Here is a 23078-nt window from a genome sequence, read left to right as displayed (position 1 = left end):
TCATCACCTCACCATGAAAAAGCGCACGATTGGACGGCTGGAGTTGGTAGATTTTCCTCAGTTTGAGATAGAAGGCGTAGAGGCTAAGATTGACACGGGCGCTTACACGGGCGCCATCCACTGCAACAACATCCAATTAGTAAAGCTAGCCGACGGCCAAGCTAGCCTGCGCGTGAACCTACTCGACGATGCACACCCGAATTTTGATGGGTGCCTGATGGAATTTACCGACTTCTCGCTGCGTACTATTAAAAGCTCCACGGGCGAAGCGCAGCGGCGCTACGTCATCCGGACGGTAATTCGGCTGTTCGGCGAAGATTTCACGACGCAGTTCTCCCTTTCTGACCGCTCCGACATGAAGTATCCGGTGCTGATCGGGCGGTCGTTGCTGCGGCGCGGCCGCTTTTTGGTTGATGTCTCGAAGCGTTATGTCGGGCGCAAGAAAAGATTCGCGCCCGGCTCGTTGCAGTCCTGACGGCTAGGTCGCGTACTTTTGACCCAGTTTCCGCTTCCCACTTCTTTCGAACCTTTCTTGCATGAAACTGGCGATTTTGTCGCGTGAGCCCAAGCTCTATTCCACCAAGCGTTTGGTGGAGGCAGCCGAACTACGCGGCCACGAAGCGGTGGTAGTGGATCATTTGCAATGCAATCTGGTGTTGGAGCAAGGCAAGCCCGGCATTCTCTACCAAGGCCAGAACCTAGCCGACTTCGACGCGGTGATTCCGCGCATCGGCGCATCGGTCACGTTCTACGGTACGGCCGTGGTGCGGCAGTTCGAGATGATGAAAGTGCGTACTGCTGTTGACAGCCAAGCGATTGTACGCTCGCGCGACAAGCTGCGCTCCATGCAGATTCTGGCCCGCGCCGGCGTGGGCATGCCCAAAACGGCTTTCACCAACTTCTCCGACGAAGTGCCGCAAATGATTGAGCAAGTCGGCGGCGCTCCTGTGATCATCAAGCTGCTGGAAGGCACGCAAGGCCTAGGTGTGGTGCTGGCCGAAACGGCCAAAGCGGCGCAATCCGTTATCGAAGCCTTTCATAATCTGAAAGCGCGCATCATCGTGCAGGAGTTTATTGCCGAAAGCAAAGGCGCTGATCTGCGGGCGTTTGTGGTTGATGGCGAAGTAGTGGGCGCGATGAAGCGCCAGGGGAAAGAAGGGGAATTTCGCTCCAATCTGCACCGCGGCGGCACCGGTCAGCTCGTGAAGCTGAGCCGGGCTGAGAAAGCGGCCGCGCTGTTGGCTACCAAAGCCCTAGGGCTAGACATTGCCGGCGTGGATATGCTGCAAAGCAAGCGTGGTCCGCTGGTGCTGGAAGTGAACTCGTCGCCGGGGCTGGAAGGAATCGAGAAGGCAACGGGGCTCGATATCGCCGGTAAAATCATTGAATTCACCGAGGAACTGGCCCGGCGCAAAGGCAAGGGCAAAGGCAAGAAGGGAAAACCCACGAAGCGCAAAGCGCACGAACCGCACCCGGATACGCAATCCGACGTAGCAGCGTTCTAGCCTGTAGCGCGAACCGAAGGAAGGCGTTAGCCAAGCTCCCGCTTCGCGCATCGTTGAACGACTAGCACCTGCATAGCCTAGGTTAACCAACGATTTCGTTCAACGATACGCGAAGCGGGAGCTTCGCGTATCGTTGAACGGTCTGCGCTACCGCGCCGATTTTCGCGCCTGCTAGTTTCTGCGTTTCTTTGAGGAGCCTTTGGTAGGCTTCTTTCTTTTCACCAATTCCCCCTGATGAATAATCCATTGCGCCTGATTATCGACGCCGTGCTAGTGGTAGCCGTGGCCGTATTGTTTTACCTGCACTTCGCAGATAAGTCGGCGAAAGCGCCTGCTCAGCCGGCCGTTGTGAAAGCTAGCTCCGCCGCTGATACGGCTACGACTACCGCTCCGGCGGCCGACACGGCCACAGCGGCCGCCAGTGCGCCGGCCGCCGCTACACCCATTCTGCACGGCAAAATTGCCTACGTCGAGTCGAGCAAGCTGCTGGATGGCTACAAAGGCATGCAGGACGCTCGTCGGAACTTCGAAACCAAGGCACGAGGCTGGGAGCGGCAGAACCAGAACCTGGTACAGGGTTTCCAAGCTGCTGTGCAGAAATACCAGCAGCAGGCCGCCAGCCTCACGCCCGAGCAGCGCGCCGCCACCGAGCAGCGCTTGCAGCAGCAGCAGGCCGAAGCCGGTCAGCAGCAGCAGAAGCTTCAGCAGCAAGCCTCCGAAGAAGAAGCCAAAATAACTCAGCAGGTGCTGGAGCGCGTGAACAAGCTCGTGGAGCAATACGGCAAAGACAATGGCTACGAGATGATCCTGATAGCAGCGCCCAGCGGCACCATCGCCTACGGCCGTAAAGATCTGGATATCACCGCGCCGGTGCTCAAGCACTTGAACGCGTCTTACTCAGCGAAGAAGAAGTAAAACCTAGGTTTTAGAAATCGTAAAAAGCCCGTTGCCTTTCCAAAGGCAACGGGCTTTTTTGTGCGAGTTGAGATTGGTAAGAGTTGGCTGTCGGCAGGAGGTAGAGACGTACTATCTTGCGTCTCGTCGTTGAACGACCAGCCTAGAACGACCTAGGTAAACAACATCAGCAACGACGAGACGCAGGATATTGCGTCTCTACCATTGTTCAATCAGCTTAAAACTCCAGAATAAAACCTAGGGTGGGTGTTACGGTCGGGTCGTCGTCTTGCAGCAGCAGGGGCAAGGCGTTGCTGCCATCGGGGCGGATGGGCTGGCTGTCGGTGGTCAGGAAGCCGCCGTTGTCGGGGGTGCGTTGGAAGGTATAGCTGGGCGTGCCGGGGTTTTTCAGCAGCAAGGCATTCTGCACATCCACAAACAGGTCGATGCTGGTGCGGCGCCAGTTGAACTTCTTATCCAGGCGAAAGTCGAATTGCTGAAAGCTGCCCAGGCGCACGGTGTTCAGGCGGGAGTAGTCGAGCACGCCCCGGCCCACGGCAAAATAGCTGGCCTGTGAGGCTTCCAGATCGAAGGGCGTGTAGGGCGAGCCGCCCGCAAATCGGTACTTCATGCCTATCTCCCAGCCCTTGTTGAACTTGCGCCCGAGCAGCGCCGAAGCCAGAAAACGCGAATCCCAGGCCGAAGGCTTGAACCGACCATCAACCCCCGAAAACTCCGAGCGAAAAGCCGTAAAGGAGGCCACTGCGAACGTCTTGCGCGCCAGCTTCTGCTGAAAAAACAGCTCCGCGCCGTAGGCTCGGCCCAGGCCGGTGCTTTGCACGGCTTCGTTGCCGAGCGCCGCAAAGTCGCCACCTAGGTTTGCCAGCGAAATACCATCGCGCACGGAAACCGGGTAGTAGCGGTACTTCTTGTAGAAGCCCTCCAGCGTGAAGCGCGTGGTGGCAGTGGGCAGAAACTCCAGGCCCGCCACGTAGTGGTCGGAGCGGATGTAGCGGGCACCCTGGTTGACCGTCTGGCCGGCTTCATCCCGAAAACCTAGGATCGTGGACGGCGGAATCTTGTAGTACCGCCCCACGGAGGCATTCAGGTTCCAGCGTTGCGCCAGCGCGTAAGAAGCCGATACCCGCGGCGACAACGTGCGCAGCAGGTTTGCGCCGCCCTCGGTGAAGGAATTGCCATCGGTCCGCAGGCCCGCTGATAAGGTCAGCCGATCGTTGGGGAGCAGCGTGCGCGTGAGCTGGCCGAAGGCGCCAAAGCGCGCAAAGTCAATAGCCGTCGTAAACCTTACGTTGACTCCCGGCGACACCAAATCGCCCTGCGCATCGCGCACTTCGCTGCGCACCCGCACGAAAAATCGGCTGTCGTACTGCACGTACTGCCCCACCGCGCCATACGCGTATTGCCACCGCCCGACGGATTTGTTGATGTCGAGGCGCAGCTTGTTTTCCGTTTCGCCGGAGCGCGTGAGCAGCACCCGGTCGGCTTCGTCGGTGGTGGTGCGGTCCTTAAACTGGTCGAGCTTGTTGTCGAGCTGCGTGCGGCTCAGGGCTAGGTTCAGGTAGCCATTAGGCAGCAGCTGGCGCAAAGCTAGGCCCACCGTATAATTCCACTGGTCGATGGTAGGCGTGGAGCGCAGCGTGTACTCTTTGTCGGGGCTGGATTTGCGAGGCACGGCCAGCTCGAAGTGGTCGATGGCACCTAGGCCCAAAGACGTGAGCGTGGTCTTGGGCGAGAGTTTGGTGGTGACTTTATACTGAAAATCCCAGTAGTTTGGCCGGATAGGCAAGTCAATAGCTTTGAAGAGCAGTTGCAGATAAGAGCGCCGAGCCGAGGCCAGAAAGGTGGTGTTCTTAGCCAATGGCCCTTCCAGCGTGCCCGCTACCTCGGTGCCGCTCAGGCGCACGTTGCCCTGTACACGGTCGGGGTTGCCGTCGCGCTGCCGAAATTGCAGCACCGACGACAGCGCGTTATCGTAGCGCGCCTCAAACGCGGAAGAACTCAGCGTGACGTCCTCAATAAACGACACGTTCAGAATACCGGTGGGGCCGCCGCTGGAGCCCTGGGTCTGGAAGTGGTTGATGACAGGAACCTCAATGCCATCGAGATAATACACGTTTTCGTTGGGCGCCCCGCCGCGAATAATAATGTCGTTGCGGAAACCGGAAGTACCGCCTGTGCCCCCGCCGCCCACGCCCGGCAGCGTCTGGATAACCTTGGAAATGTCGAAATTACCGCCGGGGTTGCTCTTGATTTCCTCGGTGTTGATGCGCTGCACGGAAAGCGGCGTTTCGGCCGTGGCAACCCGAATGGCGCGGTTGGCTACCACCTGCACTTCGCCGAGCTGCTGGCTGCCGCTGGAAAGCTCCAGGTTGATGATGGCCGCGTTGCCGGAAGTGATAACCACGTTAGCGCGCAGCAGCGGCTCGTAGCCCACCAGCGTAGCCCGCAGGTTGTAGCTACCCGTCGGAATTTCACTGAGCCGGTAGCGGCCTTCCGCATCCGAAGCCGCACCTAGGTTGGTGCCTTCCAGCGTGATAGTTGCGCCCGGCACCGTTTCCTGGGTCTTCCGGTCACGCACAATGCCGGTCAGCACGCCCGTCGACTGACCTAGGCCCGTGACGCTGATCAGGAGAAAAAACGATAGGTACAGAAGTCTCATAAAGGCAGTCTTGTAGAATGATCTTTGCTATTTAAACATGTAAACGCGTTATAATGTAGTATGTTTTAATGCTATTAATCCTGGCTTCATTTACTGCTTTATCTTCGTGTAATGAACTATGCCTTCTTTCGCCAGCTACTTGATTTGGCGGAAACCTTTGAAGCTCAACATCCCACTGGGCAACCCGATGATATGGCCGCTTTTGCCGCCTGGCTGCACGCCCGGACTGCCGCGCCGCCCGACGCCACTCCGGTAACCCGCTCGGCAGCTAAGCCCGGCGAGTTCGACGAATCGGTTATCAGTAAGCTCATCACCTTCATGTACCGCTATGCGCGCTCCTATCTGCGGCTGGCGCTGGAGGGCTCCCCGCTGATTACGTCCGACGATTTCGCGTACCTGGCTACCGTCTTTGGGCATCAGCCTTTAAGCAAAACGGAAGTCATTGAGCGCAACATTCACGAGAAGCCCACGGGCACCGAAATCATCAAGCGCCTGCTCAAACAAGGCCTGATTGCTGAGCATGCGCACGAAACCGACGGCCGCCGCAAGCTGCTGACCCTCACCGATAGTGGCCGTCAGGTGCTTTTTCAGCTTTTCGGGCGGATGAGCCAAGTGGCGTACATGGTAGCGGGCAACCTTGAAGCGGCTGAGCGGCGCCAACTCCTGTACCTGCTGCTCAAGCTCGACCACTTCCACCACAACATCTTCGCCCACGACCGCTCCACTACCTTCGAAGAGCTAATTCAGAGCCGTTTCCCCGATCTGCCCACTGGCAATAAGCCTCCGGGGCAGTAGCGAAGGAGAAAATATGCTGTCGGTAGTGCATTGCCGAGCTTATTTTTCCAGCTACATACAACCTTTTTCCTGCGGCCTGCCTCCATTAAGCAAATACGAAATGGGCAGGTGCACCGTTAGCGTATATATTTGATAATTAGTAGCTAGAGATTATTTAACTATTCAAGTATGATTCGATTTTTCCGCAGAGCCATTAGTGGCGCGGGAGTGATGCTGTTTGTTGGAACGACGGGGTGGGCCCAACAAACGGGCAAGGTGACGATCAGCGGCTACGTGCGCGACCGAAGCACGGGTGAAAACCTTATCGGGGTAGCGGTCGTGAGTCCGGGCACGGGGCAGGGCACAGCTACCAACAACTACGGCTTCTACTCGCTGACGCTGCCGGTGGCGGAAGGCGACTCGGCGCGGCTGCTGGTGTCGTACCTAGGTTACGAAAAGCTGCGGTTTGCCGCGGCCGCCGGGCGCAACGTGGCGCACAGTTTTCAGCTGCGGCCATTGAGCTCGGAGCTGGCCGGCGTGGAGGTAGTCGGCAGTCGTAGTCAGGAGGAAAAGATTGCACAGACCACGCGCATGGGCACCATCAACGTGCCGGTGGCGCAGATCAAGAACCTGCCCGCATTGCTCGGCGAAACCGACGTGCTGAAGGTGCTGCAACTGCTGCCCGGCGTGCAGAGCGGCAGCGAAGGCACCAGCGGCCTCTACGTGCGCGGCGGCTCGCCTGACCAAAACCTGATCTTGCTGGACGGCACGCCGGTGTACAATGCCTCGCACCTGTTTGGCTTTTTTTCCGTGTTCAATGCCGATGCCCTGAACAACGTGGAGCTTATCAAAGGCGGCTTTCCGGCGCGCTACGGCGGGCGGCTGTCGTCGGTGCTGGATATCTCTATGAAGGAGGGCAACATGCAGAAGTTTCAGGGCGAAGGCGCTATCGGCATTGTGGCTTCCAAAATCACGTTGGAAGGACCCATCAAGAAAGACACTGCCTCGTTCATCATCTCGGCCCGGCGCACCTACATCGATCTGCTGGCCCGACCGATTATTCTAGCGGCGGCTGACGGCGTGACGGCCGGCTACTTTTTTCACGATATCAATGCCAAGCTCAACTGGAAGGTGAGCAGCCGCGACCGGCTCTATTTGAGCACCTACACGGGCTATGATAAGTTCTACGCCCGCTATACTGATGAGTACGAAGAAGGGGACTACGACCGCAATAAATCGAACCTAGGTTGGGGCAACCTGACAACCGGTCTGCGCTGGAACCATCAGCTGAATGATCGGCTGTTCATGAATACGCACCTGACTTACAGCAAGTACCAGTTCAACGTCGGCATTGAGCAGGAAAACCGCTACCGTCAGCAGAACGAGGTGCGCACCGATAAGTTTAACCTGCGCTACCTGTCCAATATTCGGGATTTCAGCCTCAAAACCGACCTCGACTATGCGCCCAACCCCGACCACTACATTCGCTTCGGCGGGCAATACATCCTGCATTCGTTCCGGCCCGGCGCCCTGCAAGTGAAGGACAACAGCAGCGACCTAGGTAGTCAGCTCAACTCGGTAGCGCGCACTACAGCCAGCGAAGCCGGCATCTACGCCGAAGACGATTACCGCGTGACGCAGCGCCTGAAAGTGAACGGCGGCCTGCGCCTGAATGGTTTTCTGGTGGAAGGCAAGTTTTATAACTCCGTGGAACCTAGGGTAGCCGCGCGCTTTTTGCTGACGCCTGAATGGGCGCTGAAAGCCTCTTACGCCCGCACCACGCAGTTTATTCACCTACTCACCAACAGCGGCATCGGTTTGCCCACCGACTTGTGGGTGCCGGCTACGGCCAAGATTCAGCCCCAGCGCGCTCAGCAAGTGAGCCTAGGTTTTGCCCGCGACCTGCGCTTCCACGACGAAGACTATGAGTTCAGCTTCGAGACCTACTACAAGCCCATGCGCAACCTGATCGAGTATCGGGAAGGAGCTAGCTTCCTGGGTACTACCGACAACAACTGGCAGGATAAAGTGACCAGCGGCAAAGGCTGGGCCTACGGCGGCGAGTTCTTTATTCAGAAGAAAACCGGCCGCACAACGGGCTGGATTGGCTACACGCTGGCCTGGAGCAAACGCCGCTTTTCCGACCTGAACCAGGGCCGCATCTTCCCTTATAAATACGACCGGCGCCACGATGCATCATTGGTCGTGATTCACAAATTCAGCCCGACGCTTACCCTATCGGGGACGTGGGTGTACGGCACCGGCAACGCCGTGACACTTTCGCAGGGGCGCTTCCAGCTAGGCCCTTACGCCACCTACGACGACTACGGCGACCGGAACAGCTACCGCATGCGCGCCTATCACCGCATGGACCTCGACCTGAGTAAGACCAAGAAAAAGCGCTGGGGCGAAGTGGTGAACAGCCTGAGCTTCTACAATCTCTATAGTCGCAAGAATCCTTATTACCTCTATCTTCAGCAAGGCTACGAAGACGCGAACGGCAACGTGATTGAGAAGCCGGCTTACAAGCAGATTTCGCTTTTCCCGATCATTCCATCCTTCAGCAAGAGCTTCCGCTTCTGACCACGAGTTCAACCGCTGTTCAGCCAGTAACCTCTACGAGAAACGATACCAGTTATTGACTATATGAAAAAGCTAGCCTCTGCCTTCCTCCTTACGCTAGGTCTGACCAGCTGCGAAACCACCGTGACGCTGCCCGAGCCGGCGCACACGCCCCGTATTGCGCTGCTTTACACCCTGAGCGACCAGCCGCTCGATACAAACAGCACCGTCATGGTGGGGCGGCAACCCTTCGTGAGCTACAGCCAGCGGGTATTCAATACCAAAGAGTTAACAGGCCGCGCTGATGCTACGGTCGAAATACTGGATGCGGCCGGTACCGTAGTGGAACGCTTCAAACCCGGTCCTCCCCGTAAGCGGTATTCCTACTATAGCAACTCGCCAGGGCTCTATACGCCAACAATGGGGCTGGCTGGCAAAACGGGCGAAACCTACACCCTGCGGGCTTCCCTCCCCGGCTTCGAGACGGTGGAAAGTACGCTCACGATGCCGGCGAAGCCGGTGATTGACAATGCGACGTTCGTGGTGCGTTCCGGCAACCTGCAACCTAGCCAAGGAGGCAGCAATGAGGTGAAAGGGCGCCTCACCATCACGCTGGCCGATAACGCCGCCACTGCCGACCATTATGTAGCCTTCGCCCGCTTGCTGGACAAACAAGGTAACGCTTTTCCGTACTCCAGTGTGTACACAGATTATGACGACCAGAGCAGTGATTTTGAGGTTGGCCGCTTTGAGCTGTCTTCCGAGGATAACTCTTACGGTAACAGCCTGAAGCCGTACGACGATAGTAATGTGAATGGCAAGCAGTTCTCGCTAAATGCCAATGTGCAGTTCTACGTGCAAGGCTGCTACGGCAACCCAACCATACCACGGATGTGTCAGGAGCTAGGTTACATAGAAGTACGCGTGAGCAACATCACGGCTGATGCGTACAAGTTTTATCAATCTATGAATAGCTATTATAATTCGCAGGACAATCCCTTTGCTGAGCCGGCGCCACTCGCTTCCAACATCAAGTCCGGCTATGGAGTATTCGGAGCCGCCGCGGACGCAACCTACCGAATAAAGTTGTTCTAGTGACTGGCGGGGACGCTGCAAAAAAGCTAGGTAGTTTGTTAAACCTTGCGAGTTTTTTAGCGTCTAAAGAATATGATTTCTGGCTGTAATCCCCAGATAGTCATCTGTATTATGAAGACTCGCCTTTCAATATTAGTCGTGCTGGCGTTGGCTAGCCAACTGCTTTTTAGCTGCGTTGCTTCTGGTCCTGCTTACGTAGGCGTGGGCGTTGGTACGCCTGGCCCGTACTATGGTCCTTACTACGGCCCCCGCTACTATCCGGCGCGCCCTTACTACCGTCCGCGCACGGTGATTGTGGACCGGCCGCGCTATTACCGCCCGGCACCGGGTCCGCGTCCTGGCTACTACCACAATAACGTGCGGCCGCACCGCTCAATGCGGGTCCGCTAATCACGGCTACCCTCACGAAAAAGCCCCGTTGCATTTGGCACCGGGGCTTTTTGTTTTACTAAGGTTTAAGGTCTTAGAAGGTAAAGCGCAGGCTCGCCGCCGCATCATGGTAGAAGCCGGTATAGCCGTGAAAAACTTCGAAAAACGGTTTGTAGTCGACGCCAAGTACGAAAGGTAGGTCGTCCATTTTATACTCCAGACCTAGCACCAGATCTGCACCACCAGCCACGCGGCTCCGGTCGTCGTCGATGTAGATTACGCGGTAGAAATCAGGCTTCTTGCCCCGGCGGTACCGCACATCTGCGAAGTAGTAGCGGCCGCGGTAGGCACCTAGGTGGGCGCCCGCACCGTAGTAAAATTGTAGCCCTTTAATGTCACTCACCGGCACGTGCTTTTCCAGCAGCACCGTAAGCCGCGCGCCACGGGCGTGGTACTCGGTGGTGAGCAGACCCTCAACCGCGACATTGTTTTTGCCGCTTAGAAAGTGCTTGACGGTGAGGCCGGAAGAGTAGCCACCAGCCCGCAGCCCAAGGCCGGTTTCGTAACCGGCACCGGCCGCCGGCGTGCTCTTTTTGCGTTGCGCAAAACTCGCCACCGACGAGATGCAGAGGGTAAAAAGCGCGAAACGGAATATCGATAGCTTCATGTAAACGGGAAAATGGAAGTGAACAATTTCCCGCCAGCACACACTTAATATGCCAAAAGCCCGATGATAAGCTAAACCCTAACGGCTACCAACCGCCGCAATTTCATCTGACAAGTGCACGCGAATGCCGCCGCCTTCTTCCTCGGCGGCATAGAGCATAGCACGGGCAACGGCCAGCGCCGACACGGCCCGATACTTCCGCAGCGGACCTAGCATCAGGGGCTGCAACAGCTTCATCAGCACCGCCCCGATTTGCTCGCCGGCGCGCTTCTCGGTCCGCTCGCCCAGCAGTAGCGACGGCCGGAACAGGTGAATGGCGCGAAACAGCGTTTGCCGCACGGCTTCTTCCATCTCGCCTTTCACCCGGTTGTAGTAGAAGCGCGACTCCGCATCGGCCCCCATCGCCGACACCACCAGCAACTGCGAGGCAAAGTTGGCCGCCGTGAGGGCCGCCAGCTTCACTACGTACAGGTAATCAACTTTGTAGAAAGCTTCCTTGGAACCTGCCTGCTTCATGGTGGTGCCCAGGCAGCAATACACGTCGTCGGCGATGAGCGAGAGGCGCGCTTCCTCCAGGTGGTCGAGGTCGAGCACGCGCTGCTCCAGCTTCGGGTGCACCTGCGGCAACGGCCGGCGGCCCACCACAATGACTTTGGCGTAGCGGTCGGAGGCGAGCAGAAGCGGCAGCAATTGGCTGCCTACCAAGCCGGTAGCACCAGCAAGCAGCGCGGTCTTTTTGAGTTTCATAGCGGTCGGAAGCGGAAAGAGCGGAAAGATGGGAGGCGAATCCGCCGTGTTTCATACGCGGAAATGGCGCCTGAAAGCGAAGCTTTTTCCAGAATAAGAAGGACGCCGCCGCTGAATCTAGGTTGCGCTTTACTCCTGAAGCAGGCGCGTAGCCTCGGGTAGCAGCTCCACCAAACCCTGCTTATACAAGCTGCCGAGGGCCTTCTTGAACACCTTTTTGCTCATGCCCAGGCGACGATAAATATCATCCGGCTCACTTTTATCGGAGAGTGGAAGGGTGCGATTAGGCGCGGCACGCAAGGCTGCTAGTAGTGTTTCGGCCGCATCAACGGCTTCGTCGTAGCCGGGCTTTTGGAGGCGTACGTCGATCTTGCCATCGGGCCGTACCTGGCGCACGTAGCCGGTGGGCTTGTCGCCGAGGCGCAGCGGACGGAACACCTCATTGTGATACAGCAGACCTAGGTATTGGCCGTTCACTACTACCGTATACCCTAGGTCGGTTTCCTGAGCCACAAACAACTGCACCGCGTCGCCGGGCTGACCAGCAAAGGGCTCGTCGGCGTGCAGAAAGTTCTCCCAACGGGCCGAAGCCACAATGCGGTCGGAGGTTTCGTCGAGGTACACGTACACCGTCAGGCGCTGGCCGGGGCGCACGTTGTTGCGCTGGTTGCGGTAGGGGAGGAACAGGTCTTTTTCCAGGCCCCACTCTAGGAAAGCGCCGTTATCCGACACGTCGCGCACGGTAAGCGCGGCCAGCTCGTTCACGCGCGCCAGCGGCTCCAAAGTCGTGGCAATCAGGCGGTCTTCGGAGTCGCGGTACACGAACACGCGCAGCACATCGCCGATTTGAGTGCCCGCCGGAACGTACTTATTCGGCAGCAGCAGGTCGCCGTCGTCGGAACTCAGATAAAGGCCAAAATCAACGAAGCGAGCTACTTCCAGCTCATTATAGTCACCTAGGTTCATGTTTTCAGTTGCCAGTTAACAGTTACCAGTTAACGATTCTCATTTTACAAGGATTGATGCGTAATCCTTGTTTGGAGCCGCAAAGTACGTCGATAAATATCCTGCGGCTTTATACTACGGTATCAGCATTTAGCTACTTGCACTTAGGTTTGTCGTTCTGACGAGTCGCCTCACCCCCGACCCCCTCTCCGAAAAGGAGAGGGGGAGCCACGGAGGCAATGGACAATTATCAATGAGCAATTGACAATTGTTCACTGTTCATTGCTAATTGACGCTTGGCCCCCCTCTCCTTTTCGGAGAGGGACCGGGGGTGAGGCGCCCGTCAGAACAACAAACCTAGGTGCTGATAGATGATAACTGGTAACTGAAAACTGGTAACTGAAAAAATCACTCGTAGCGGATGATGCCGGGCTGAGCGAAGTTGAAGTCGCTGAAGTTGTAGTAGTTGCTGGTGTTTTCAAAGATGCGGAAGCCGCTGCCGTTTGTCTGACCGCGGGGGTAGAAACCCAGCAAAATCTGGATGTTGCGGATGGCTGTGTACTCGTTGCGAAAGCGCAAACCCAGGCCAAAGCCTGTATACGGCCGATCGTAGAAAGGCATTTCGCGGCCCGGCTTAGTGGCCAGCCAAGCCGCATCAATAAAGGCCACACCCGCCAAACGGAAGCCCAGAATGGAAACGGGCGTGAACATGGTAGTTTCGTAGTTGAGAATAAAGCGGCTTTGTCCGCGCAATTCAGTGTCGGAGCGGAAGCCGCGCACGCCCCGGCGACTGTCGAACGTGAGCAGCTGCTCGCCTGGCCGGCGGTGAAACCCCAGCGAGGAACGCAGCCACAGAAAGTGCCGCCACTGATAGTTGCCCGTGTGAAAAAGCCGCGTGAAATAAAGCAGCTCGCCCGTAAGCTGGCCCTGCTGCCAGTCGTTTTCGGGGCGGCGCAGGTAGCTCCCAAACTCCCCATTTACGTACAGATAGCCCCGACGCAGGCTGTAGCTGGCATACGCCATACGAACGCCGTAGTAGCGCCGGTCCTGCCGCGAGTTAAGCTCGTAGCCCGTCGTGAAGGTGGCAAGCATGCCGGTCGGAATGTCCTCAGTGCGCCCGAACCCGAATAAGTACTTGTCTTTGTAGTAGCGCCGCACGCTGTAGCCCACCGTGGCCAGGCCGAGCAAGGCGTCGTTGTAGCCCAGCACATCGTTGTAGCCGTTGGTATTGAGCTGGATTTTGGCGGAGTCCGGAACCAGTGTGTAGTTGGTGTGCAGCAGGCGCCCGGCTAGGATGTAGCGACCTGGGTTTTCGTAACCTAGGTCGTAGCTGCGCAGGTGAAACGCCCGGCCCACCCACAGATCCTGGGTGTTGTAGCGTAGCGTATGAAACTGCGCCAGCTGACCCTCGGCCGGCCGGTAAAAGGTAAGGCCGCGCTCGTACGAATCAACGGAAAAAGCACCCGCATATTTGGTGTTCAGCGAGTAGAAGTCGCGGTACACGGAAAAGCCGGATTGCTTGTCTTGGTATTGGTTACGGTAACGGGCCTGCGCATAGATAAAGTTGCGAAACGGCACCTGATAGCTGCCTCGGTAGCTCCAGCCCTGTGGGTCGCGGCGGCCATACTCGTAGCGATTGCTGAACTGGTGACCCTGCCCCAGGAAGTTGGCGTCGCTCAACCCGATGATGCCGGCTGTCACATCGCGCAGCTGAAAAGAGCCGCTGATGCTGAATACGTCTTTGGTAATAATTTGAACGTCAATGCTATCCGCAGTGCTGGTCGCTTCATTCACGAACACGCGCGCATCCAGAATCTCCGACGTCTGGCGCAGCAAACGCTCCGATTCCTGCAAGTCCTGCGGCTCCAGCTCCTCGCCGGCCCGAAATAGCAGTACCTGTCGCACCCGCGCCTGCGAGGTGACGATGTGCAGCAGGTTGCCGCTCTTCTCCAGAATGTTGCGCGGCTGCCTATTAGGGTCCGAGATGCTGTAGCCAAACGCATCGAGCGTCGTGACGTTGATGCTGCGTACCACCTTATAGTTGTGCTGGTCAAACTGCCGGTCGAGCAACTCCGCGTCGAGGCCAGCTCGGTCTTCCCCGCGTGTGGTGAAGTTGAATAAGGCCGAAGCCACTTTGCCCGCGATGGTCTTGCGTCTGGTGTAGGCTTTCAGGCCGTTCAAGAGCCGCTCTTGGTCGAAGCGACGGCGCAAGGAATCGGGCTGCACATCCGGCTGCGTGCGCGTCGAATCAGTAATGACCGGCTTGGTTGCGGGCTTCTGCTGCGCGTGCAGGTGATTGCCCGGCGCCAGCAACAGCAGCAAGCCTACCACGAGTAGGAGCTGGCTGGGCTTGCAAAAGGCAGACACAAAGCGGAACATGAGCGGGAAATGACAAACCTGAACGGCTTTTCCAAATGAGCGTTGCGGGCTGCCGGGCAACTGGCAAGATACGAATTGCCGGGGGCAGTGGAAAGAGGCTGCTGCCCGCTTACCTCAACAGCTAGACGTGCTGGCCGCACCTAGGTTTAACGCGCACCGGGTTCATTTTATGCGGATACAAACTGAGGGGCTCGCACGGGAAAAGAACCTAGGTTAACGAAACTTTTCCTAAAAAAATTAGCTTGATGAGATAGTGCTGATTTAAGAACAAGCTTCTATTTTTAAGGCAGAAAACAAGGTATAATGAACGAGCGGATTCAGGAAAAGCTAAGTATTTTGGCAGATGCCGCGAAGTACGACGTGTCGTGCTCCAGCAGCGGCGGCAAGCGCAAAAACGAGAACCGCGGCCTCGGCAACGCCGAGGGCATGGGCATTTGCCACAGCTTCACCGAAGACGGGCGTTGCGTGTCGCTGCTGAAGATTCTGCTCACCAACCACTGCATTTTCGATTGCGCCTACTGCGTGTCGCGCAAGAGTAACGACGTGAAGCGCGCCGCTTTCACCGTGGATGAGGTGGTGGACCTGACCATGAACTTCTACCGGCGCAACTACATCGAGGGCTTGTTCCTGAGCTCGGGCATTTTCTCTTCGCCCGATTACACGATGGAACGCCTCGTGCGCATCATCAAGAAGCTGCGCACCGAGCACAAGTTCAACGGCTACATCCACGTCAAGACGATTCCGGGTGCGTCGCCTGAGCTGATTCAGGAGGCAGGACTATACGCCGACCGCCTCAGCGTGAACATCGAACTGCCCTCGGAAATGAGCCTGACCAACCTAGCTCCCGAGAAAAACTATGAGGAGATTCTGACGCCGATGGAGCAGATCCGCGACAACATCGTGCAGAATAAGGAGGAGAAAGCGTTGTTCAAGAAGGTGCCGCAATTCGCCGCCGCCGGACAAAGCACCCAGCTTATCGTGGGTGCTTCGCCCGAAACCGACCACCAGATTTTGCAGCTCTCCGATTCGCTATACAAAGGCTACGGCCTCAAGCGCGTGTACTACTCCGGCTACGTGCCCATCACTGACGATGCGCGCCTGCCGCAGCTCACGCAGCCGCCCGTTATCCGGGAGCACCGCCTCTACCAGTCCGACTGGCTCATGCGCTTCTACGGCTTCCAGGCCGACGAAATCCTGGACCCGCAGCACCCGCACCTCGACCTCGAAATTGACCCGAAGCTGGCTTGGGCGCTCCGCAATCGGCACGTATTCCCCGTGGACGTGAATACCGCTGACTACGAGATGATTCTGCGCGTGCCAGGCATCGGGGCTAGGTCGGCAAAGCGCATTGTGGCGGCGCGGCGCTTCACCAGCCTCTCACTCGACCACTTGCAGAAGTTCGGAGTCGTCATGAAGCGCGCTAAGTTCTTCCTCACCTGCCGCGGCCAAGCCCTCGACACCCGCGAATACGACGAGCAAAGCATCCGCCGCCAGATTCTGTTTGGTGCCGGCTCCGTCCGCTCCGCCCTGGTGACTCAACAACTCGACTTGTTTGCGCAAGCTAGCTGATTAGTTGATGTGCTAACGCGATGATAGACTGATGAATAAGTTTTTGGCCAATAAATGTTCTGGCTAGCTTATTGATATTCAGTTGCGAGAATATAGTACTAAATCATTCACGATTAGCGCATTACCAATCAACATAGTAGCACATTACCAAATCAGCACATCAACTAATTAGCATATTAATAAAATGAACATCTCACACAGTGCCTCCGTTGAATCGTCGGTTGCCCCCAAGGCCGTGAAACTCGTGCCGCTGTCGTGCTATTGCAAGCTCGATGATTTGATTCCGCACGTCAAGCAGCTCACCCAGCCGGCGCCCACGCCGCCCGATAATTCAGCCAAAAACGCGGCATAACACGGCCATTTAGCCGCAACCCGCTGGTGCAGACCTAGGTATAGGCAGGAATGCGCTACGAACTTGAACACCACTACGTCTGGACCAACGGCGTCACGCTGCACGTCGTGCAATGCGGCCCCTCGGATGGTCCGCTGGTTATTCTGCTGCATGGCTTTCCGGATTTTTGGTACGGCTGGCGGCACCAGATCGAGCCGCTGGCTGCGGCGGGCTACCGCGTGTGGGTGCCCGATCAGCGCGGTTACAACTTGAGTGATAAGCCGTTGCGCATCCGTGAATACACGCTGCCTACGTTGGCTAATGATATTGTGGGCCTGATTGACGCGGCAGGTCGCGAGCAAGCCAGCCTCATCGGGCACGACTGGGGCGGCATTGTGGCCTGGTACCTGGCGACGTACCACGATACGCGTATTCGCAACACTTCTATTCTGAATGTGCCGCATCCGGCCGTGCTGCCGGGCGCTTTCCTGCGCATCCCCGACCAGCTGCTGCGCAGCTGGTACATCTACTTTTTTCAGCTGCCGTGGCTGCCTGAGCAGTTTATCCAGCGAAAAGGTCCGGAGCTGCTGCTGGGCATGAGTCACCGCGGCGCTTTCCGCCAGGCTGACCTGCAACGCTACCGCGCCGCCTGGATGCGACCCAGGGCCCTGACCGGCATGATCGACTGGTACCGCGCCTTTCGCTACACGCTTGGTAATCAGGAGAAAGAGCCGCGCATTACGGTGCCCGTCCAGATTATCTGGGGCAAGCAGGATGTAACGCTCAATGCAAAGCTGGCTGAGCTGAGCATCCGGTTCTGCGAAAATGGCAAGCTGCACTACTTCCCGGATGCTACGCACTGGGTGCAACTGGAAAAGCCCACGGAAGTGAATGAGCTGTTAACCAGCTTTTTAACGCTGTAGGAACGCGCCACGGCGCGTTCGGCGTTGAACGACACGGCTTCGTATATCCAACAGTAACCCAACCAATTTCCACCCTCAACGGCATCGTTCAACGACGAACGCGCCGTGGCGCGTTCCTACACTATGCACGACTACACCTACGACGGCTCCTTCGACGGTTTGCTGACGGTACTATTGGAGATGTACGAGCGGAAGGTGCAGCCCAACAGCATTCAGCCTGCTGAGGCGGTGCAAGGCGGCTTGTTCACGGCTACCGTGCCCATTCAGACCAACGAGGAAAAGGCCGCACGCGTGTGGAAGGGCATGTTGAAGTACATGGACGAGGGCACGCGCACGAAGCTCTACCATGTTTTTCTCTCCGAGCGCCCCGACCGTGAAATACTGATTTGTCGCTTTGTGCAGCAGGCTGTGGCCGCGCGCGGGCGAGTTGATGTTTCCGAAAACTACGCCGATGATACGGTGCGGCTGGTGCACCACATCAGTCAACAGCTAGGTCGGGAGAAGCACCGCATGGAAGCGTTTGTGCGGTTTGAGAAAACGTCCGAAGGGTTGTTTCACGCCACTATCGACCCGGATTTTGACGTGTTGCCGCTCATCGCGCCGCACTTCACCAAGCGCTACGCCGATCAGCGCTGGCTTATTTTTGACCAACGCCGCCGCTATGGACTCTACTACGACCTGGTGCGCACCGACATTGTAGAGTTTGAAACCGAAGCGCCCCAGCACCGCTCCGATGTGTCGGCCACGGTGCTGGATGAGCGAGAACCGCTGTTTAAAGCCCTCTGGCAGACGTATTTCGACCACGCCAACATCCCGGAGCGCAAAAACCTGAAGCTGCACCGGCGGCACATTCCGCTGCGCTACTGGAAGTACCTGAGCGAAAAGCAGCCACGGGAGCAGCGCTTCGAGCCGATCAAAAACAAGCGCTCAGCCTTGTGATCTGCTTCGTAGGAACGCGCCACGGCGCGTTCTCGTCCGTGCCACTTGGGCGAATGATTTTGCCCAATACCTAGGTTGATCAGTGCCGCTTCGTCCAACGACAGAACGCGCCGTGGCGCGTTCCTACGAATGAACTACTTTTGGGGTCAGATCAACCTGTTTTTATCAGTCAGCACGTTTTATGGGTAAAATAATTGTTTTCGGCGCATCGGGCCAGCTAGGTCAGTGCCTGCAATTTGTTGCTAACGAGGGAAATAACAACGATATCATTTTCCCGGCGGAAGACCAGGCCAACATTCTGGATACCGAAAAGCTACAAGCCGTATTCGAGCAGCACCAGCCCGCGTATTGCATCAACTGTGCCGCCTACACGGCCGTCGATAAGGCCGAAGACGATGTAGACCTAGCCCGCAAAATCAACAGAGACGGCGCGGAGAACCTGGCCAAACTGTGCGCGCAGTTCGGCACCACGCTCATCCATATTTCCACCGATTTCGTGTTTGCGGGCACCGGCAACGAGCCGCTCTCGGAGACGGACGAAGCTGCGCCCATCAGCGTTTATGGCCTCACAAAGCTGGAAGGTGAGCAGGTAATTGCCAAGCAGACAGAGTGTTATTTTATTTTGCGCACCAGCTGGCTGTACTCCGAATACGCCAACAACTTCGTGAAGACCATGCTGAAGCTAGGTCGAGAGCGGGACGAGCTGCGCATTATCTGGGACCAGATTGGCACGCCGACGTACGCCATCGATCTGGCCGGCTGCATCCTCACCATCATCGAAAGCCAGAACGAACAATACGGTATTTACCACTACAGCAACGAAGGCGTGGCGTCGTGGTACGACTTCGCCACGGCGATTTTTGAGCTGAGCAGCACAACGGTGCGCACCGTGCCCATTCGCACCGCCGAGTACCCCACGAAAGCCACACGCCCGGCGTTTTCGGTGATGGATAAAACCAAAGCCAAAACCAACCTAGGTGTCGCTATTCCGCACTGGCGCGAGAGTTTGAAGGTCTGCCTGAGCCGTTTGTAAATCTTGTGCAGGTAAAGCAAAAAGGCCGCTACTCGTATGAGCAGCGGCCTTTTTGCTGAATAAGCTAAGTTAGGTTACTGCGCTGGTTGCGCGGAAGGAGCGGACGCATTTTTTACGTACTTATCCAGCCACGTATTCATCTCCCAGAGCATGTGCATGATGTTTTCACGAGAGGCGTAGCTGTGGGCTTCGAAGGGCAGCACCACGTAGCGCACAGTGGCGCCGTGGCCTTTCAGGGCGTTGTAGAAACGCTCGCTTTGCAGCGGAAACGTGCCGGAGTTGTTATCCGCCTCGCCGTGGATGAGCAGGATCGGCGTCTTGATTTTGTCGGCGTAGTTGAAGGGCGACATGGCGTTGTACACCTCCGGCGCCTGCCAATACGTGCGCTCCTCGGCCTGGAAGCCGAAAGGCGTAAGCGTGCGGTTGTAGGCGCCGCTGCGCGCAATGCCGGCCTTGAATAAATTGCTATGGGCAAGTAAGTTGGCCGTCATGAAGGCGCCGTAGGAGTGGCCCATCACGCCCACGCGGTTGCGGTCGACAACACCTAGCCTTACACCTTCATCGATGGCGGCTTTGGCGCTGGCTACCAGCTGCTCAGTGTAGGTGTCGTTGGGTTCCTTGTTGCCCTCGCCCACAATCGGGATAGACGCGCCTTGCAGCACCGCGTAGCCTTGCGTCACCCAGAAAATGGGAGTGGCCCAGCTCAGGCGCGTAAACGTGTAGGGCGAGCCTTTCACCTGGCCAGCGTCACTTTTATCCTTGAACTCTACCGGGTACGCTTCCATCAGCGTGGGCAGCGGACCATCCGATTTTTTGTAGTTCGGGGGCAGGTAGAGGTTGGCCGTTAGGTCGACGCCATCGGCGCGCTTGTACTTGAGCACCTGCTTTTGCAGGCTGCCCACCGCTGCATATGGATTCGCGAATTTGGTAAGCGCCGTGAGCTTTTTCTTCTTCAGGTCGCGCAGGAAGTAGTTAGGGTTTTCCTTCTGCGATTCGCGGCGGGTCACGAGCAGGCGTTTCTCCGCGTCGATAATGGCCACGGGCACCTCGTAGTACGGCGATTCCGAGCGCCACCAGCGGCTGGCTTTCTTGGTCTTCAGATCCAGTTGATCGACGAACGGCCGGTCGCCTTCGGGCGAGGCGCCATTGCCGACCATGTAAATCGTTTCGCCCTTGGCGTCAGTAGCTAGCACGTAGCGGCCAGCAGCGTTGCGGTGCTGATAGGGCGTGCCGGGGTCGTTGTAGGTGTCCTGGGAGGAGCGGTCAAAAAGCACCGTCGGCGCACCTTTAGCAGCGGGGTTTATCGTCCAGGTCATCTCCTTGCGGTCGGCCCAGCGGTAGCCTTGCACCAAAGCCAGCGACGACGTGCCCCACAGGATGTCGTTGTAGCGCAGCGGCAGGGCAGCTAGCTCCTGCGCCGAGCCGGTGAAGGGCGCATCCAGCGTAAACACTTTGTCGCGGACGGGCGCCTGCACTTTGGGGTCGCCTCCGTCCTGGGCTTCTACCCAATAAAGGGTAGCGGGCGCATCTTCCCGCCAGTCGTGGCGGCGCTGGCCGGTGGGCACGGCGTCGAAGTTCGTGGGCACGTTGTCGGCGAGCGGAAGGTCCGCGACGGTTTTCACCGGCTGCCCACTCATGTCGAGCACATCAACCTTCACCGGGAAGCTGCCCACGGTGAGCTGATAGGAGTAGGGCCGATGGCGGGTTTTCACCAACACGTACTTGCCATCGGGCGAGGGCGTGGCCACCTGAATCACGCCGGGCTGACCTAGGGGCGTCGTCTTGCCTTCCAGATCTACCTTCACGAGCTGGGTCGTGGCGTAGTAGTCGAAAATCTTCTCGTCGCTCGGGTTTTTCAGCAAGTCCTGATAGGTGCGGGCGGCGGCTTTCTTGCCTACGTTTTCCTGAATGATAGGGCCAGTCGGAGTAGCATTGCTGGCGGGCACTTCGCCGCGGTTGGGCAGCACCGTGTGCGCAATGAGGGTGCGGCTATCGGCTACCCAGTCGAAGGAGTTGCCGAACACCCCGTTCAGCGGCAGATTCATCAGCTTGTGCGCCCTGGCCGTCGCCACATCCACCAGCCACAGCTCCATGCGGCTGTCGGTGGGCGAAGCGTCGGTGGTAAGGGCAAAAGCTAGCTTGGTGTTATCCGGCGACCAGCTTACTTCGCTGATCTTGGCGGGCGTTGGCAAGCCTTGCACCGGGGTTTCCTTGTTATCACCTAGGTGCTTCAGCGTTAGGGCGGTGGAATAGCTGACGCGGCTTTGCCCATTCGTGCGCGGGTTCAGGCGCAAGCCCGCAATGCGCAGTTCCGGCTGCGACAGCTCGGCGATGGACGGCAAATCCTGCACCGGCATGAGCACCATCCATTTGCCGTCCGATGAAAGGCTCATGCGGGGCGTAGCAGGCGCATCGACGAGGTCGGCAATGAGTTTGGGAGGCGTTTGATAGGTGGCATCCTGGGCTTGGGCAGCCAAGGTCGCCAACCACAACGCTCCTGTGAGTACGGAGAGTTTTTTCATAGAAAGATGTTTTGAGTTCCGGCTAAGTTAGCAGAAGACAAGACCTAGGTCGGAGGGTTGCTTGTCGTTGCACGACGCGGTGTGCGCTGTAGGAACGCGCCACGGCGCGTTCCTACAGCGCACACTGCTTTTTATACAAGCCCGGCGTCATGCCTTCGTACTTCTTGAAAAGCACCTGGAAGTAGTTCGTGTTGTTAAAACCCACCCGAAAGCATACATCTGCTACCGTTGTCAAAGGGTTGCGTAGCAGGCGTTTGGCTTCGCTGAGGCGCTCCTGAATAATATATTCGACGGGTGTGAGGCCAAATTCGCGCTTGAACACGCGGAAAAACGTAGCCTTGCTCATGCAGGCTAGCTCGCTCAGCTTCTCCACCGTAATCTGGTCGGTGAGGTGCTGCTTGATGTATTGCACCACGGCCGCAAAGCGGTGGGAGGTAAGGTGTTGGGCGTAGTTGCGGAAGATGAGCTGGCGCGCTTGAGTTTGCATCAGGCGCACGAGTAGCTCCTGAAGCGTGAAGCTAGCCAGCACATCTTTGGCGGCGTGCGTTTCCTGGGAGAGATGCACGAGGCGTTCGAGGGTTCCTGTCAGCTCGGGCGTGTTGGTGAGGTGGGCGGTTTCGGAATCGTTGAGGTGCCAGGGCTTGTGGTCTTCGGCCAGCGGAAAACGCTCGTTCAGCAGGTCCACCGTGTGGCGGATGGTGTCGGCGGGAATGGCCACGGCCAGGCACTGGGTCGGGTTTTCCTCGTTGGCTTCGGGAAAGTCAATTTCCATCGTCTGCTGCTCGCCTACTACTACCGATTCGCCCGGCAGGTAGTCGAAAGCGGCACGGCCGGCCAGGTGCATCACTTTCTTGCCCCGCAGCATGGTGGTGAGCACCAGGCTGCCCATGCTCAGCGGTACGCGGCTGGCGGGTTGGTGCGTCTCGAAGATGTTCAGCTCAAAGGCATCAAGCGAGTAGATGGTGCGGTTTTCAACCAACGTTTGGAGCTGGTCGGGACGGTGGAGCGCAACGGCATTGGATAACGAAGTACGCGGCATGAACAGGTGGCTTTGAGAAAACGCAACAGCACGACGACTGACTATGCAATATAATCAGGCTCAACAACAAACGTTTGCATTAGCTGTCTTGGACCTAGGTTACAA

Annotated in this window: 19 protein-coding genes; 12 read left to right on the top strand and 7 right to left on the bottom strand. The window is 57.5% G+C overall.

All coding sequences use genetic code 11. The annotated features are described in order from the left end of the window. Positions 1–13: 13 nt before the first annotated feature. From IEX74_RS13760 to IEX74_RS13750, 3 genes are all read left to right on the top strand, one after another. Positions 14–475, top strand: a complete 462-nt coding sequence (locus IEX74_RS13760; protein ID WP_188814593.1) for an ATP-dependent zinc protease family protein — start codon at positions 14–16, stop codon at positions 473–475. A 61-nt stretch (positions 476–536) separates the two neighbouring features. Beyond that, positions 537–1505 carry a 30S ribosomal protein S6--L-glutamate ligase gene (rimK, locus tag IEX74_RS13755; RefSeq protein WP_188814592.1) on the top strand — a complete coding sequence of 323 codons (969 nt, stop codon included), beginning with the start codon at positions 537–539 and terminating at the stop codon, positions 1503–1505. Between the two features lie 234 nt (positions 1506–1739). Further along, a complete protein-coding gene (locus tag IEX74_RS13750; RefSeq protein ID WP_188814591.1) occupies positions 1740–2420 on the top strand; it encodes an OmpH/Skp family outer membrane protein in 681 nt (226 codons plus the stop codon). A gap of 217 nt (positions 2421–2637) precedes the next feature. On the opposite strand, the gene IEX74_RS13745 is transcribed toward IEX74_RS13750, so the two are convergent. Then, entirely contained in the window at positions 2638–5079 is a 2442-nt protein-coding gene (locus IEX74_RS13745; RefSeq protein WP_188814590.1) for a TonB-dependent receptor, read from the bottom strand. 111 nt (positions 5080–5190) lie between these two features. On the opposite strand from IEX74_RS13745, the gene IEX74_RS13740 reads away from it, so the two are divergent. The 4 genes from IEX74_RS13740 (at position 5191) to IEX74_RS13725 (ending at position 9900) form a co-directional block, all read left to right on the top strand. Continuing rightward, positions 5191–5874, top strand: a complete 684-nt coding sequence (locus IEX74_RS13740) for a MarR family winged helix-turn-helix transcriptional regulator (RefSeq protein ID WP_188814589.1) — start codon at positions 5191–5193, stop codon at positions 5872–5874. A gap of 168 nt (positions 5875–6042) precedes the next feature. Continuing rightward, positions 6043–8436 (top strand): TonB-dependent receptor, encoded by a 2394-nt coding sequence (locus tag IEX74_RS13735; RefSeq protein WP_229755295.1) that lies wholly within the window; start codon positions 6043–6045, stop codon positions 8434–8436. A gap of 63 nt (positions 8437–8499) precedes the next feature. After that, positions 8500–9510, top strand: coding sequence for a DUF4249 domain-containing protein (locus tag IEX74_RS13730; protein WP_188814588.1), 1011 nt, complete (start codon positions 8500–8502; stop codon positions 9508–9510). 111 nt (positions 9511–9621) lie between these two features. Then, a complete protein-coding gene (locus IEX74_RS13725; RefSeq protein ID WP_188814587.1) occupies positions 9622–9900 on the top strand; it encodes a hypothetical protein in 279 nt (92 codons plus the stop codon). A gap of 73 nt (positions 9901–9973) precedes the next feature. On the opposite strand, the gene IEX74_RS13720 is transcribed toward IEX74_RS13725, so the two are convergent. The 4 genes from IEX74_RS13720 to IEX74_RS13705 form a co-directional block, all read right to left on the bottom strand. After that, complete coding sequence (locus tag IEX74_RS13720) at positions 9974–10546, bottom strand: hypothetical protein (protein WP_188814586.1); 573 nt, start codon at positions 10544–10546, stop codon at positions 9974–9976. Positions 10547–10624: 78 nt separating this feature from the next. Further along, the gene (locus IEX74_RS13715) at positions 10625–11293 is read right to left on the bottom strand and encodes an NAD-dependent epimerase/dehydratase family protein (RefSeq protein ID WP_188814585.1); all 669 of its coding nucleotides are present in this window, start codon (positions 11291–11293) and stop codon (positions 10625–10627) included. A 129-nt stretch (positions 11294–11422) separates the two neighbouring features. Continuing rightward, complete coding sequence (locus IEX74_RS13710; RefSeq protein ID WP_188814584.1) at positions 11423–12259, bottom strand: CvfB family protein; 837 nt, start codon at positions 12257–12259, stop codon at positions 11423–11425. Positions 12260–12646: 387 nt separating this feature from the next. Further along, entirely contained in the window at positions 12647–14617 is a 1971-nt protein-coding gene (locus IEX74_RS13705) for a BamA/TamA family outer membrane protein (protein WP_229755294.1), read from the bottom strand. Between the two features lie 303 nt (positions 14618–14920). Between IEX74_RS13705 and IEX74_RS13700 the strand changes: the two genes are divergently transcribed. The 5 genes from IEX74_RS13700 (at position 14921) to rfbD (ending at position 19412) form a co-directional block, all read left to right on the top strand. Next, positions 14921–16186 carry a putative DNA modification/repair radical SAM protein gene (locus IEX74_RS13700; RefSeq protein ID WP_188814582.1) on the top strand — a complete coding sequence of 422 codons (1266 nt, stop codon included), beginning with the start codon at positions 14921–14923 and terminating at the stop codon, positions 16184–16186. Positions 16187–16370: 184 nt separating this feature from the next. Beyond that, positions 16371–16538 carry a hypothetical protein gene (locus tag IEX74_RS13695; protein WP_188814581.1) on the top strand — a complete coding sequence of 56 codons (168 nt, stop codon included), beginning with the start codon at positions 16371–16373 and terminating at the stop codon, positions 16536–16538. A gap of 50 nt (positions 16539–16588) precedes the next feature. Continuing rightward, complete coding sequence (locus IEX74_RS13690) at positions 16589–17440, top strand: alpha/beta fold hydrolase (RefSeq protein ID WP_188814580.1); 852 nt, start codon at positions 16589–16591, stop codon at positions 17438–17440. Between the two features lie 105 nt (positions 17441–17545). Further along, positions 17546–18379, top strand: coding sequence for a TIGR03915 family putative DNA repair protein (locus IEX74_RS13685; protein ID WP_229755293.1), 834 nt, complete (start codon positions 17546–17548; stop codon positions 18377–18379). 181 nt (positions 18380–18560) lie between these two features. Further along, the gene (gene rfbD / locus IEX74_RS13680) at positions 18561–19412 is read left to right on the top strand and encodes a dTDP-4-dehydrorhamnose reductase (protein ID WP_188814579.1); all 852 of its coding nucleotides are present in this window, start codon (positions 18561–18563) and stop codon (positions 19410–19412) included. Between the two features lie 74 nt (positions 19413–19486). Here rfbD and IEX74_RS13675 read toward each other — a convergent pair whose 3' ends face one another. After that, positions 19487–21934, bottom strand: a complete 2448-nt coding sequence (locus IEX74_RS13675) for an alpha/beta hydrolase family protein (protein ID WP_188814578.1) — start codon at positions 21932–21934, stop codon at positions 19487–19489. Between the two features lie 112 nt (positions 21935–22046). Then, complete coding sequence (locus IEX74_RS13670) at positions 22047–22973, bottom strand: AraC family transcriptional regulator (protein WP_188814577.1); 927 nt, start codon at positions 22971–22973, stop codon at positions 22047–22049. Between the last annotated feature and the right edge of the window lie 105 nt (positions 22974–23078).

Origin of the sequence: Hymenobacter cavernae, assembly GCF_014641455.1 — a bacterium.
In the GTDB taxonomy this organism is placed as follows: Bacteria; Bacteroidota; Bacteroidia; order Cytophagales; family Hymenobacteraceae; genus Hymenobacter; species Hymenobacter cavernae.
This window is presented reverse-complemented; position numbering and strand designations above follow the sequence as displayed.

Excerpts from the sequence above, each read along its gene's own strand:
- IEX74_RS13730 (WP_188814588.1), top strand. The coding sequence starts at position 8,500 with ATGAAAAAGCTAGCCTCTGCCTTCCTCCTTACGCTAGGTCTGACCAGC.
- IEX74_RS13700 (WP_188814582.1), top strand. The coding sequence starts at position 14,921 with ATGAACGAGCGGATTCAGGAAAAGCTAAGTATTTTGGCAGATGCCGCG.
- IEX74_RS13760 (WP_188814593.1), top strand. The coding sequence starts at position 14 with ATGAAAAAGCGCACGATTGGACGGCTGGAGTTGGTAGATTTTCCTCAG.
- IEX74_RS13690 (WP_188814580.1), top strand. The coding sequence starts at position 16,589 with ATGCGCTACGAACTTGAACACCACTACGTCTGGACCAACGGCGTCACG.
- IEX74_RS13675 (WP_188814578.1), bottom strand. The coding sequence starts at position 21,934 with ATGAAAAAACTCTCCGTACTCACAGGAGCGTTGTGGTTGGCGACCTTG.
- IEX74_RS13720 (WP_188814586.1), bottom strand. The coding sequence starts at position 10,546 with ATGAAGCTATCGATATTCCGTTTCGCGCTTTTTACCCTCTGCATCTCG.
- rfbD (WP_188814579.1), top strand. The coding sequence starts at position 18,561 with ATGGGTAAAATAATTGTTTTCGGCGCATCGGGCCAGCTAGGTCAGTGC.
- IEX74_RS13670 (WP_188814577.1), bottom strand. The coding sequence starts at position 22,973 with ATGCCGCGTACTTCGTTATCCAATGCCGTTGCGCTCCACCGTCCCGAC.
- IEX74_RS13740 (WP_188814589.1), top strand. The coding sequence starts at position 5,191 with ATGAACTATGCCTTCTTTCGCCAGCTACTTGATTTGGCGGAAACCTTT.
- IEX74_RS13710 (WP_188814584.1), bottom strand. The coding sequence starts at position 12,259 with ATGAACCTAGGTGACTATAATGAGCTGGAAGTAGCTCGCTTCGTTGAT.
- IEX74_RS13715 (WP_188814585.1), bottom strand. The coding sequence starts at position 11,293 with ATGAAACTCAAAAAGACCGCGCTGCTTGCTGGTGCTACCGGCTTGGTA.
- IEX74_RS13695 (WP_188814581.1), top strand. The coding sequence starts at position 16,371 with ATGAACATCTCACACAGTGCCTCCGTTGAATCGTCGGTTGCCCCCAAG.
- IEX74_RS13705 (WP_229755294.1), bottom strand. The coding sequence starts at position 14,617 with ATGTTCCGCTTTGTGTCTGCCTTTTGCAAGCCCAGCCAGCTCCTACTC.
- IEX74_RS13735 (WP_229755295.1), top strand. The coding sequence starts at position 6,043 with ATGATTCGATTTTTCCGCAGAGCCATTAGTGGCGCGGGAGTGATGCTG.
- IEX74_RS13750 (WP_188814591.1), top strand. The coding sequence starts at position 1,740 with ATGAATAATCCATTGCGCCTGATTATCGACGCCGTGCTAGTGGTAGCC.
- IEX74_RS13725 (WP_188814587.1), top strand. The coding sequence starts at position 9,622 with ATGAAGACTCGCCTTTCAATATTAGTCGTGCTGGCGTTGGCTAGCCAA.
- IEX74_RS13745 (WP_188814590.1), bottom strand. The coding sequence starts at position 5,079 with ATGAGACTTCTGTACCTATCGTTTTTTCTCCTGATCAGCGTCACGGGC.
- rimK (WP_188814592.1), top strand. The coding sequence starts at position 537 with ATGAAACTGGCGATTTTGTCGCGTGAGCCCAAGCTCTATTCCACCAAG.